This is a genomic window from Saccharothrix hoggarensis (genome assembly GCF_042678885.1).
In the GTDB taxonomy this organism is placed as follows: Bacteria; Actinomycetota; Actinomycetes; order Mycobacteriales; family Pseudonocardiaceae; genus Actinosynnema; species Actinosynnema hoggarensis.
Map to the genome: position 1 here is coordinate 1 of NZ_JBHTLK010000050.1, position 12,135 is coordinate 12,135.

Here is a 12,135-nt window from a genome sequence, read left to right on the forward strand (position 1 = left end):
CCGACCAGGTGACCGCCGTCGGCGACCCGGCGCACCGCGGCGCGGCGGCGGAGGTGGCCGCGATCGCGTTGGCGCACCGCGGCCAGCTCGCCCGCAGCACCGAGCTGCACCGGTGGTCGCCCAGCTCGACGTCGTCCGCGTTCGCGGTGATCGGGCAGGTCGGGACGGGACGGCTGCCCGCGGCCGCGTTGCCGGTCGCGCCGCCGACCATGCTCGACGGCGGCGCTTCCCTGATGGCGCAAGGGGTCGTGGAGTCCGTCACGTCCTCCGCCACCACCTCACTGTCCACTTTGGTGCGTGCGGCGGGGTTGCTGGAACCGGCCGGGAGGGCCGTGCTGCTGCCCGACACACCCGCCGCGCTGGCCGCGCTCGTGGCGTTGCACAGCGGTGAGCCCGGCGTCGCCGAGTCCGTGCTGGACCGGGCGGTGGCGACGTCGCTCGGCGGCACGTTGATGGCCGTGCGGCACCGGTTGCTGCGCGGCTGGATCGCGATGCAGCGCGGGAACCTCGCGCAGGCGCGGGAGACGGTGGTGGCGCTGCGGAAGGTCGGGCGGCCGCTGGAGCCGCGCGACTGGCTGTTCGCGGTGGCGCTGGAGATCGGGATCGCCCGGCGCAACAGCGACCTGGCGACGTTGAAGCGCACGTGGGAGCAGGCGTGCGAGGCCGTGCTGCGGCACCCCGTCGACCTGTTCGCGTTCCTGCCGCTGGGCGAGTTCGCCACCGCGGCGGCACGGCTGCGCGACCAGCACCGGCTCGCGCCGCACCTCACTGCGGCGCGGAACCTGTTGCGGGACTTGGGAGATCCGTGCCTGTGGGCCGTGCCGCTGCACTGGAGCGCGCTGCACGCGGCGATCATCGCCGAGGAGACGTCCGTCGCGGAGGAGCACGCGGCGTCGCTGGCGGCGTGCCGGGACCGCAGCCGGTACGCCGGGATCGTGTCGGTCGCGGCCGAGAGCTGGCTCGACGTGCTGGCGGGCAAGGTGGACGCGGACCAGGTCGAGGACGCCGCGCGCGGCCTGCACGCCGTCGGCCAGTGGTGGGACGCGGCCCGGCTGGCCGGTCAGGCCGCGATCCGGACGTCCGACCGGCAGGCGATGGTGCGGCTGCTCGACTGCGCCCGGCTGCTCCAGGGGCGGGGCGCGGGGGCGGCGCGCAAGCAGCCCGAGCCGGTGGTGGAGGCCGACGCCGGGAAGCTCAGCGACCGCGAGCGCGAGGTGGCGGAGCTGGTCGTCGGCGGGCTGACGTACAAGCAGGTCGGCGACCGGTTGTTCATCTCGGCGAAGACGGTGGAGCACCACATGGCCCGCATCCGGCAGCGGCTGGGCTGTGGCAGCCGGGCGGAGCTGCTGGACCAGCTCCGCCAGATCGTCGGCTGACCACGACCACCCGATCGTGATCTTGCCATGCTCGAACGCATGTTCGAGCATGGACTCATGAACCGCTTCGCCTCACCGCTGCCACAGCCAGAACTCGACGCCCTGGTCGTCCACGCACTCGCTGGAGAGCCCGTACGGCAGCCGCTCCGGCTCGTTCGCCGTGCCGCCGTGCTCGCGCACCCGTGCCACGGCGGTGGCCAGGTCGTCCACGGCGTACATCAGCTTCCAGCCGCCGCGCCCCTGCCCGCCCCAGAGCCCGGCGGCGGGCAGGCCGGTGCCCTCGACCTGCCACCCGTGCTCCACGCGACCGGGCGCGAACCGCCACCCGAGCACCGCGCCGTAGAACCGCTTGGCGGCTTCGTCGTCCGGCACCGTGAGGGTGTGGTAGGCGACGTGCCCGTGCGGCGGCGCGCCCGTGGGCGTGCTCGCGGCGGCGTCGGTCGGGTCTGCCTCGGTTCGGGCGGCGACCATCCACCGGTACCCGAAGGGGTCGAGCAGGGTCGCGCCGTACCCGTGCCCGGTGTCCGCGGTCGCCCGCAGCACCGTGCCGCCACCGGCCACGGCCCGCCGGACCGTCGCGTCCACATCGGACACCTCGACGCGGTGCATCGGGTGCACCCCGCCCGCCCCGGGCGCGAGGTTCCGGTACTCGGCCGACTCCTCCGCGAGCATGAGCACGGAGTCGCCGATGGCGATCTCGGCGTGTCCTACGGACCCGTCGTCCATGACCACCACCTCGCCCCGCCGGGTCGCGCCGAACACCTCGACGTAGAAGTCGATCGCGGCCCGCGCGTCCCGGACCGCCAGGTAGGGCACCACGGTCGCGTACGTCGCGCCCCCTCGCTCACCGCTCTCCGGCTGGGCGCCACCTCGTCCGGCACCACCTCGTCCGGCGTCGTCCCGTTGGGCACCCATCGGCTCGCCGGCCGACGGCTGGGCGTGCCGGGCGTCGTCTCGCGTCCCACTCACCGCATCCACCTCTCTTCTCCCTCCTCCTTCTCCTCCTCCGATCAGCACTTCGCGCTCCAACCGTTCCCGCAGCCGGTCGGCGAACGCGGGGTCCGGGTCGACGGCTCGAACCGGCAGCCGAAGCCCTTCGAACGGGTCAGTCATCGCTACCCCCGGTCCACGCCTGGCGGAAAGCGGCACGGGCGCGGGTCAGCAGGGACTCGGTCGCGTGCACCGTGCGGCCCATCAGCCGCGCCACCTCGGGCACCGGCAGGCCGTCGAGGTACCGCAGGGTGAGCGCGCACCGGTGGTGGGCACCGAGCCGCTCCAGGACCTGGCGTGCCTGCATCGCGTCGATCTCGCCTTCCCACGGGTCCTCGACCTGCTGCTCCTCGTGGACGAGCCGCAGGCCGCGCTCCTCCCGCTCCCGGCGACGCCAGTGGTCAACCAGCTTGTGCCGGGCGACCCCGATCAACCACGCCGGGGTGACCGGGCCACCCGTCGTGCGCGCCGACCGGACCGCCGCCAGGAACGTCTCCGAGGTCAGCTCCTCCGCCTGCGCGCGGTCGCCGCACCTGGCCAGCAGGTAGCCGTACACCTGCGGCAGCGCGGCGTCGTACAGCTCCAGCAGCGCGAACGCCGGGTCGGGACGGGCCTCCGGTGACCTCACACCCCCATCGTCGTTCGGGAGGCGCCCTCTCCGACGGGTGAAGTTCTTGCTCGTCCGTGCTAAATTTTGCTCATGCGAGCAAAGTCGCTCACCGAGCAGGCCCGCCGGGCGCAGATCGTGGCCGCGGCGATCGAGACCTTGGCCGAGCTGGGCTACGCGGCGACCTCGTTCAAGCAGATCGCCGCACGGGCGGGGCTGAGCAGCACGGGCCTGATCTCGTACCACTTCAAGGGCAAGCAGGAGCTGGTCGACGAGGTGTACGCGGAGGTGCGGCGGAAGTTCGCCGCGTTCGTCCTCGAACGGATGAACCGCGACACGACCGCCGCCGGCGAGCTGCGGGCGTTCCTGAGCGCCAACCTGCGGTTCATGCGGGACCACCGGTCGCACATGATCGCTTTCCTGCAGGTCGGGCCGCACGTGTCCGCTGCGGACAGCGCCGACGACGACCACCGTGAGATGGCGGTCCTGCTGCGGGACGGCCAACGGCGGGGTGAGTTCCGCGAGTTCGACGCGGACGCGATGGCGATCTTCGTCCTGGCCCTGCGCAACGGCGTGCTGGCGCGGGCGGGCGAGCACGCGGAGGTCGACCTCGACCTCTGCGAACGCGAGCTGATCACCATGGTGGAGCTCGCCACGACAAGGGGGTAGGCGCATGCGTCGGGGGACGTGGGCACTCATCGGAGCGGTGGCGACAGCCCTGCTCGGCACCGTTGCGGGATGCGGGGGGAACGACGTGGCCGACAACGGGAAGGGCGACGACCGCGGCACGGTGCGGGTTGAGAGCGGTGAGCTGCGCGGTGCGGTCCGCGCCGACCACACCGTCTTCCAGGGCATCCCGTACGCCGCGCCGCCGAAGGGCGAGCTGCGGTGGCAGGCCCCGGCGCCGCCCCGACCGTGGGACGGTGTCCGGGACGCCACCGCGCCCGGCAACCCGTGCCCGCAGGTCGGGTCGTCGTACTCGGACGTCACGGCCGACGACGAGGACTGCCTGTTCCTCAACGTCACGACACCGTCCACCGAGGGCCGCAAGCCGGTCATGGTGTGGGTGCACGGCGACGGCGCGATCGGCGCGGGCCACCACTTCGACGCCGCCGCGCTCGCGACCCAGGGCGACGTGGTCGTCGTGACGATCAACTACCGGCTCGGCGTGTTCGGCGGCTTCGGCCTGCCGGGCCTGGACGGCTCGGGCACGTTCGGCCTGCAGGACCAGCGCGCCGCGCTGGAGTGGGTGCGCCGCAACGCGGGGAGCTTCGGCGGCGACCCGGGCAACGTCACGCTGTTCGGCGTCTCGTACGGGGCGTCGTCGGCGGCGGCGCACCTGGTGTCGCCGAAGTCGCGCGGCCTGGTCGACAAGGTGATCATGCACAGCGGGTTCGCGCTGGTCGACCTGCCCGCGGAAGCGTGGTACCCCGGCCTGGGCGCGCTGCCGTGGCTCGCCTGGCGGGACACGGCCGAGATCGCCGGCCTCGGTCAGGGCGTCGCCGCCGAGCTGGGCTGCGCGGACGTCGACTGCCTGCGCGCCCTGCCCGCCGCGACGCTCCTGGCCCACCCGCAGGTGATGAACATCTTCCAGCCCTTCGGCTACGGCAACGCCGACCTGCCGGACGTCCCCGCCGACGCGCTGGCGAAGGGCGAGTTCGCGAAGATCCCGGTCCTCGCCGGCAACACCCGCGACGAGCACCGGGGCATCGTGGCGCTGTTCCGCGGCCCCGTCACCGCCGACGACTACCCGGCGCTCCTCGCGGCGGCGTTCGGCGAGAAGGCGGACGAAGTGGCCCGCGAGTACCCGCTGACCGCCTTCGCCGACCCGTCCGAGGCGTGGGCGGCCGTCCTGACGGACCGGGTGTGGGCGAGGGCGACGTTCCGGCAGCACGAACTGCTGTCCGCGCACACGCCGACGTACGCGTTCGAGTTCGCCGACCCGGCGGCCTCCGAGCACGGAGCGAGCCACAGCACGGACATCGGCTACCTGTTCCCGGAAGGCGACCTGACCGGTGGGCAGCGCGAGCTGTCGGACGTGATGATCCGGTACTGGTCGAGGTTCGCCCACACCGGCGACCCGAACGGCGAGGGCCTGCCCAAGTGGCCCGCGTTCGGGGACGGCGACCGGCACGTCCAGTCGTTGGCGCCGGACGCCATCACCGGCGTCGACTACCGGGCGACCCACCGCCTCGACTTCTGGGCCGACAAGTAGCCACCGGCGCCGATCGTCGGCGTCAGAACCTGCGCCGGCGCTGTCCGGTGGCTGATCAGAAGACCGGGCAGGGGACCGGAGACCGCCGCGGCGGGGGCGGCCTCCGGAGGCCCGACGACGAGTGGGGGGAGGTCAGTCGCGCTTGCCGGCGTGCAGGAGGATCAGGCCGAGGGCGGCCACGACGAAGTTCTGGAACGCGGCCGACAACCCGTTCCAGTCCTTCGACTGCCACATCAGGAACCACTCACCGCCGATCGCGATGAACCCGCCCCCGAACAGCAGCACCTGCATCACCCAGCCCGTGGACGTCAGCCGCCGCGCCACCTCCTCGCGCCGCCGCAGCCAGGACACGAACCCGGCCAGCAGCACCAGGGCGGTGGCCGCCTCCCACAGGATGATCAGCACGTAGGCGATGGTGACCAGAGTCGGGCTGGTGATCGCGCGCCACGACGTGTTCGGCGACCCGAACGTCGTGTCCATCGCGAGCACGTGCTGGACGAACGCGTGGTTGGTGTCGTAGTCGGTGACGTTCCCGAACACCACGAGACTCATGTAGAGCGCGGTGATCCCGGTCAGCGCCGTGATCGCCGCCCGCAGGCTCCCCGCCCAGGCAAGTGAACGCATGATCTGTAGAACCTAGTCACGATCCACCGGAAGTCCACGAGTCGCGATCGCACCGATGTTTCACAGTGTTGCCGAATGTGTTGCCGGACGCGTTGCCGGGTGCGCGATCAGGGGCAGGGCGGCTCGTACTCCAGCTGCGGCAGGTGCTCGGCCCACTTCTCCTCCGGCAGCACGCCCATCGTCTTGGTGCAGATGCGGTCGATCACGTGCTGGAGGTCGAGGTCCCACAGGCGAACCGTGCTGTCGGAGCTGCTGGAACCGAGCATGGTGCCGTCCGGGCTGAACGCGATGTCCCGCACCGACCCGTCGTGCCCGCTGAGCACCTGCCCGAGCGGCGCGGCGCGCTGGAGGTCGTGCGCGTCCCACAGCCGGACGGTGCCGTCCTCGCTGCCGCTGGCTAGCATCTGCCCGTCCGGGCTGAACGCCACCAGCACGACGCCCTCGACGTGACCGGTGAGCGGCGTGCCGAGCTGCTTGGCGCGGTTCGGCGTGGTCAGGTCCCACAGCCGGACGGTGCGGTCGTCGCTCGCGGTGGCGAGGGTGCGGCCGTCGGGGCTGATGTCGCCGCCCCGCACCGCCGCGTGGTGCCCGGTCAGCGGGTGCCCGAGCGGCTGGGCGGAGCCGGGGTCGGCGACGTTCCACAGCCGCACGGTCTTGTCGGCGCCGGCGGTGACGAGCGTGGCGCCGTCCGGCGTGAACCCGGCGTAGTGCACGTACCCCTCGTGCCCGACGAGCGGCCCGCCGAGCCGCACGGGCCGCGTGCGGTCGCGGATGTCCCACAGCTGCACGGACTCGTCGTCGTGCCCGGTGACGAGCACCTGCCCGTCACCCCGGAACGCCACCGGCGAGCTGTACCGGGTGCCCAGCTCGATCGGCTCGCCGAGCGGCTCCGGCCGGTCCGGGTCGCCGAAGTCCCACAGCCGCACCATCTTGTCGCTGACGCTGGCCAGCGTCCGGCCGTCCTCGCTCAGCGCGAGCGACCACACGGGCGCGCCGTGCGTGACCACCGCGCTGGACCGGGGGTCGTGCGGGTCGCTCGTGTCCCAGACCCGGATCGACTGGTCCTCGCTGCCGGACACGAGCCGCCGCCCGTCCGGCGTGAAGCGGGGGCCGATGCTGCGGGCCGCGTGCCCGACGAGCACCCCGTGCGGCATCGACCACAGCCGCACGGAGGAGTCGTGGCTGCCGGTGGCGAGGGTCCGGCCGTCCGGGCTGAACGCGACCGCGTAGATGATGCCGTTGCGCCCGGACATCGGTCTGCCCAGCGGCAACGGGTGCGCCGGGTCGGTGACGTTCCACAGCCGGGCGGTGCCGTCGGCGCTCGCGGACGCGAGCACGCGGCCGTCCGGGCTGAACGCCACCGACCACACGCCCTCGGTGTGGTCGGTGATGGGACGGCCCAGCAGCCGCGGCGACGCCGGGTCGGTCATGTCGTGCAGCCGCACGCCGTGGTCCTCGCTGCCGGTGGCCAGCACCCGGTTGTCCGGGCTGAACGCGACGGACCGCACGGTGTGGTCGAAGCCGGTGATGGGCCCGCCGACCGGCTTGGGGTCGGTCCGGTCGCGCACGTCGAACACGACGACGGTCCGGTCGTCGCCGCCGGTCGCGAGCAGCGCGCCGTCCTGGCTGAACGCCACCGACCGCACCTGCCCGGTGTGCCGGCCGAGCGGTTCGCCGAGCCGCTGCGGGCGGGACGGGTCGGTCACGTCCCACAGGCGGGCCGTCCCGTCGGCGTTGGCGGTGGCCAGGGTCCGGGAGTCCGGGGTGAACGCCAGCAGGTAGATGGTGCCGTTGCCGCCCGTCAGCGGCTCGCCCAGCGAACGGGGGCGTTCTGGGTCGGTGACGTCCCACAGCCGCACGGTGCCGTCGTCGCCCGCGGTGGCGAGGGTGCGGCCGTCCGGGCTGAACACCGCCGACGTCACCCAGCTGCGGTGGCCGGGCAGCGGCGACCCGAGCGGCTTGGGGTGGTCGCGGTCGCGCAGGTCCCACAGCCGCACGGTCTGGTCGTAGCTGGCGGTGGCCAGCGTCTTGCCGTCGCGCGAGAACGACGTCAGGTACACCGGTCCGGTGTGCCCGAGCAGCGGCATCGCCAGCGGCGTCGTCTGCGTGGACAGCAGCCGGGTGCGCACGTCGCGGTCCTCGGGCCGCATCCGGTGCGCCACCATGGTCAGCTCGGCCGACAGCGACGGGTCGCTCTCCTGCAGCCGGTCGGCTTCCGCCACCACCTGCCGGAACACGGCGTCGTCACGTTGCCGCACGGCCACCACGGCGGCGGTCGCGGCGATCAGGGCGAGCACCACCACGCACGCCACGGCGGCCCGTCTGCCCCACGCTGCCCGTCTGCGGTGCTGCATCGACACGGCCAGGAAGTCCTGCGCTGTGCCGGTCAGGCCCTCGGGTCCGGCCGCGTCCGCCCAGTGCCGGGCCGTCTCCAGCCGAGCGCCCCGGTAGAGCAGCGACGAGTCGCGGTCCTGGCCCGCCCACGTCGCCGCGTCCTCCTCAAGCCGCTGCCGCAGCAGCTGGCCTTCCCGGTCCTGGTCGATCCAGCTGCGCAGCCGCGGCCACGCCTGGAGCAGCGCCTCGTGGGTGATCTCCACCGAGCCCGCGTCGAGCGTCACCAGCCGGGCGCGGGCCAGCACCTCCAGCGCCTCCTCGCCCGCCGCCCGGTTCGCCGCCTGGTCGACCAGCTCGTGCCGGGTGGACCGGCGACGGGTGTCCTGCGTGTCCTCGCCGACGCGCACCAGCCGCAGCAGCAGCGGCCGGGCGGCCAGCTGGGCGGCGGGCGCGAGGTCGGCCCACGCCCGTTCGGCCGTCGCCGCGACCGCGCCCTGGATGCCGCCGGCGGAGCGGTAGCCCGCGATGGTCAGCTTCCCGGCCTGCCGCCGCTGCCACGTGGCCAGCAGGGCGTGCGACAGCAGCGGCAACGCGCCCGCGTCGTACGCGCCCTGGCCGGCCCTGGCCTGCGCCCGCCCGCTGCGCACGCCGAGGTCGCGCAGCATCAGCTCGATCAACCCCGGCTCCAGCTGCAGGCCCGCCGCCTTCGCGGGCCGCGACACCGCTTCCCGCAGCTCGGCCGACGTCATCGGGCCCAGCACCATCTGCCGGTCCTGCAACGCGTCCGCCAGCTCCGGGAACGCCAGGCAGCGGCCGTAGAAGTCGGCCCGCACGCCCACCAGCACCACCGCGGGCGCCGTCCCGCCGGGGATCGCCGGGGTGCACGCCACGTGCAGCGCCTGCACGAACACCTGCACCCGGTTCTCGTCCGAGGACAGCGTGAACGCCTCCTCGAACTGGTCCACCACGACCACCACGCGGTCGCCGCCGTGCCGCTCCGCGTAGGCCGCGAACGCCGCCCGGATCTGCGCGGCGAACCGCAGCACGCCCATGAGCGTCTGCCCCAGGAACGTGTCCGGGCCGTGCCCCGACGACACCAGGTCCTGGTCCATCCCGTCCAGGGTCAGCGCCATGTCCATGATGTCGGACAATTCCGGGATCTCCCGGACCAATTCCGCCACGGGGTCCGCGCCGGGCGTGATGACGACCGCCGGCCAATTCGTCGAACCTTCCAGCGCCAACGCGCCGTCCCGAATGGACGGAATCACGCCGGCGCGCACCAATGACGATTTGCCGGCGCCGGAAGCGCCGACCAGCATCACGATTCCGCCGGTTTCCGCGGCACTGCCCAATCGAGACACCAACGCGGCGGTGCTGCGTTCCCGGCCGAAGAACCAGCTGGAATCCTCGGGCTGGAACGCGGCCAATCCCCGGTACGGGCACACGCCGATCTCGTCGGAGCTCGGCGGGTCCTCGTCCTCCGGTGACGACACCGGGCTCGCCAGGGCCTCCTCCCACAGCGCGCGCCACGCGTCGAGGTCGTACAACCCGGCCGCCGGGGGCTGCGGACGTGCCTTGCGGGCCTCGCCGATGAGGACTTCGAGGACTACCGAGAGTGCCGAGAACCGGGCCGGGACGTTCCGGCCGCGACGCCAGTCGCTGACCCGCTGGGCGGTCGCCCGCACCGGTCGGCCGCGCTCGTCGGTGCGCCGCGCGCGGCTGACGGACTCCGTCACCCGCTTCAACGGCGGGTCGCCCGCCTCGGCGTACAGCAGCGCGAACCGCTCCGCGAACACGGCGCGGGGACCTGACCCCTGACCGGAACCAGCCATCCGCGGCGTGCCTCCTCGAAGTCCGGTGTTCCGGACCGGAAAACCGGATGTGAGCGCGTGAACAGGTCATTTGCCGACCGGTGTAGGTCCGGGCAGTCCACCCTAACGACTTGCGCTGCCAAGCTGCCCAGGACGTTCCGGTGACGTCGTCAAGTTGTGCGAAGGGACCGGTCAAAGTGGTTTCGCAGACAACTACCGCGAGTGGCAGAGCGTTCGTCGCTGAGGGGTCCTGGGGGTCTTCTCAGCGTTGTGCACCCAACCGGCCCGGCCGGTGGAATGGTGCGGCGACCTGTCATGCCGACCGGGGTTGATCGTGGGCGGACCGGCCGGGCGCCGGTCACGGCCCGTGAGGACCGGGAGTGTGCCGGTGAAGCACGGGTCTGCCCGATCCTGCGCACGGTGATCGACGCGCACGGCCACGACCGGGCCGAGGTGCGGCTGGACCTGCTGGCCCGCCTCGCCGCTCCGCTGCCCGGTTAGGCCGGTGCCCGCCGGCCCGCCGACCGGTCGGCCGGGCCGGCGTCGCCGGGGACGTGCTCGCCCGGAAAACGTCCGCCGGGCGGGCGTCCGCCCGGAAAGTGCCGCACAACGCCGTGTGGCGCGACCGGTCGGGCGGTGTTTTCCTCCATGTCGCATTTCCGCCGGCGAACGAGCCGGCCGCTGACCGATGCTGGTGCGGTGCACGAAGACGCGGAACGTTGTGCGCGGGCCGTGCGGTCGAAAGACGCCCGGTTCGACGGGTGGTTCTTCACCGCCGTCCTGACCACCCGGATCTATTGCCGCCCGAGTTGTCCGGTTGCTCCGCCCAAGGTCGAGAACATGCGGTTCTACCCGAGCGCGGCTGCGGCCCAACAAGCCGGATTCCGGGCGTGCAAGAGGTGCCGCCCCGACGCCAGTCCCGGATCGCCGCTGTGGAACCACCGCGCCGACTCCGTCGCCAAGGCCATGCGGCTCATCGCCGACGGCGTCGTGGACCGCGACGGCGTGCCCGGCCTCGCCACGCGCCTCGGCTACAGCGTCCGGCAGGTCGAACGGCTGCTCCTCGCCGAACTCGGCGCGGGACCGCTCGCGTTGGCCAGGGCGCAGCGCGCGCAGACCGCGCGGCTCCTCATCGAGACCACCGCGCTGCCGATGGCCGAGGTCGCGCTCGCCGCCGGGTTCGCGAGCGTGCGGGCGTTCAACGAGACGGTGCGCGAGGTGTTCGCCCTGTCTCCGACGGGGCTGCGCACCCGCCGCCGGCCCGCCCGCCACGCCCCCGACGTGCCCGGCGTCCTGTCGCTGCGCCTGCCGTTCCGGGCGCCCCTGCGGCCCGACAACCTGTTCGGCCACCTCGCCGCGACCGCCGTGCCGGGCGTGGAGGAGTGGCGTGACGGCGCGTACCGGCGCACCCTGCGGCTGCCGCACGGGCACGCCGTCGTGGCGCTGAGCCCGGAGACCGACCACGTGGCGTGCCGACTCGCGCTCAGCGACCTGCGCGACCTGTCCATCGCCATCGCCCGCTGCCGCCGCCTGCTCGACCTCGACGCCGACCCGGTCGCGGTGGACGAGCAGCTGGGCGGGGACCCCCTGCTCGCACCCGTGGTGGCCGCCGAGCCCGGCCGGCGCGTGCCGGGCACCGTCGACCCCGCCGAGTTCGCCGTGCGCGCCGTGCTGGGCCAGCAGGTGTCCACGGCCGCCGCCCGCACCCACGCCGGGCGGCTCGTCCGGGCGCTCGGCGACCCGATCGCCGACGACGGCCTCACCCACCTGTTCCCGACGCCGGAGGCGCTCGCCGACGCCGACCCGTCCCTCCTGGCCATGCCCCGATCACGCCGGACCGCGTTCCGCGCCCTGGTGGAGGCGCTGGCCGACGGCTCGCTCGACCTCGGCGTCGGCGCGGACTGGGACAAGGCGCGGGCCGACCTCGCGGCGCTGCCGGGGTTCGGCCCGTGGACGGTGGAGGTGATCGCCATGCGCGCACTCGGCGACCCGGACGCGTTCATCCCCACCGACCTCGGCATCCGCCTCGCCGCCCGCGCGCTCGGCCTGCCCGACACCCCCGCCGCCCTGGTGCGGCGCGCGCAGGTGTGGCGGCCGTGGCGCGCGTACGCCGTCCAACACCTCTGGGCCACCGGTGACCACGCGGTCAACCGGCTGCCCGCCTGAAGGGACGTCCCC

The 12,135-nt window shown here is 73.7% G+C and carries 9 protein-coding genes; 5 read left to right on the top strand and 4 right to left on the bottom strand.

Annotation, left to right across the window (positions count from 1 at the left end; all coding sequences use genetic code 11):
- Positions 1-1,376: helix-turn-helix transcriptional regulator (locus ACFQ3T_RS12240; RefSeq protein WP_380723360.1), on the top strand; the 1,376-nt coding region annotated here is incomplete at its 5' end.
- A 72-nt stretch (positions 1,377-1,448) separates the two neighbouring features.
- Here the strand turns inward: ACFQ3T_RS12240 and ACFQ3T_RS12245 are convergent.
- Together ACFQ3T_RS12245 and ACFQ3T_RS12250 are read right to left on the bottom strand one after the other, a co-directional pair.
- Positions 1,449-2,489 carry a VOC family protein gene (locus ACFQ3T_RS12245; RefSeq protein ID WP_380723361.1) on the bottom strand — a complete coding sequence of 347 codons (1,041 nt, stop codon included), beginning with the start codon at positions 2,487-2,489 and terminating at the stop codon, positions 1,449-1,451.
- The gene (locus ACFQ3T_RS12250; protein ID WP_380723362.1) at positions 2,482-2,994 is read right to left on the bottom strand and encodes an RNA polymerase sigma factor; all 513 of its coding nucleotides are present in this window, start codon (positions 2,992-2,994) and stop codon (positions 2,482-2,484) included. Before ACFQ3T_RS12250 ends, ACFQ3T_RS12245 begins: the two co-directional genes overlap by 8 nt.
- Before the next feature lie 72 nt (positions 2,995-3,066).
- On the opposite strand from ACFQ3T_RS12250, the gene ACFQ3T_RS12255 reads away from it, so the two are divergent.
- Complete coding sequence (locus ACFQ3T_RS12255; protein WP_380723363.1) at positions 3,067-3,642, top strand: TetR/AcrR family transcriptional regulator; 576 nt, start codon at positions 3,067-3,069, stop codon at positions 3,640-3,642.
- Positions 3,643-3,727: 85 nt separating this feature from the next.
- Positions 3,728-5,188 carry a carboxylesterase/lipase family protein gene (locus ACFQ3T_RS12260; protein ID WP_380723364.1) on the top strand — a complete coding sequence of 487 codons (1,461 nt, stop codon included), beginning with the start codon at positions 3,728-3,730 and terminating at the stop codon, positions 5,186-5,188.
- A 132-nt stretch (positions 5,189-5,320) separates the two neighbouring features.
- Here ACFQ3T_RS12260 and ACFQ3T_RS12265 read toward each other — a convergent pair whose 3' ends face one another.
- Both ACFQ3T_RS12265 and ACFQ3T_RS12270 read right to left on the bottom strand, forming a co-directional pair.
- Positions 5,321-5,812: a DUF2165 domain-containing protein gene (locus ACFQ3T_RS12265; RefSeq protein WP_380723365.1), complete on the bottom strand. Its 492-nt coding sequence runs from the start codon at positions 5,810-5,812 to the stop codon at positions 5,321-5,323.
- A 107-nt stretch (positions 5,813-5,919) separates the two neighbouring features.
- Positions 5,920-9,978 carry an nSTAND1 domain-containing NTPase gene (locus tag ACFQ3T_RS12270; protein WP_380723366.1) on the bottom strand — a complete coding sequence of 1,353 codons (4,059 nt, stop codon included), beginning with the start codon at positions 9,976-9,978 and terminating at the stop codon, positions 5,920-5,922.
- Between the two features lie 294 nt (positions 9,979-10,272).
- Here ACFQ3T_RS12270 and ACFQ3T_RS12275 point away from each other — a divergent pair, with 294 nt between their 5' ends.
- Entirely contained in the window at positions 10,273-10,458 is a 186-nt protein-coding gene (locus tag ACFQ3T_RS12275; protein ID WP_380723367.1) for a hypothetical protein, read from the top strand.
- A gap of 198 nt (positions 10,459-10,656) precedes the next feature.
- The gene (locus ACFQ3T_RS12280) at positions 10,657-12,123 is read left to right on the top strand and encodes an AlkA N-terminal domain-containing protein (protein ID WP_380723368.1); all 1,467 of its coding nucleotides are present in this window, start codon (positions 10,657-10,659) and stop codon (positions 12,121-12,123) included.
- Positions 12,124-12,135: the final 12 nt, after the last annotated feature.

What these genes read in the sequence shown, in the direction of transcription:
- ACFQ3T_RS12245 (WP_380723361.1), bottom strand. Translation starts at nt 2,489, where the DNA reads ATGACTGACCCGTTCGAAGGGCTTCGGCTGCCGGTTCGAGCCGTCGAC.
- ACFQ3T_RS12270 (WP_380723366.1), bottom strand. Translation starts at nt 9,978, where the DNA reads ATGGCTGGTTCCGGTCAGGGGTCAGGTCCCCGCGCCGTGTTCGCGGAG.
- ACFQ3T_RS12255 (WP_380723363.1), top strand. Translation starts at nt 3,067, where the DNA reads ATGCGAGCAAAGTCGCTCACCGAGCAGGCCCGCCGGGCGCAGATCGTG.
- ACFQ3T_RS12275 (WP_380723367.1), top strand. Translation starts at nt 10,273, where the DNA reads ATGCCGACCGGGGTTGATCGTGGGCGGACCGGCCGGGCGCCGGTCACG.
- ACFQ3T_RS12265 (WP_380723365.1), bottom strand. Translation starts at nt 5,812, where the DNA reads ATGCGTTCACTTGCCTGGGCGGGGAGCCTGCGGGCGGCGATCACGGCG.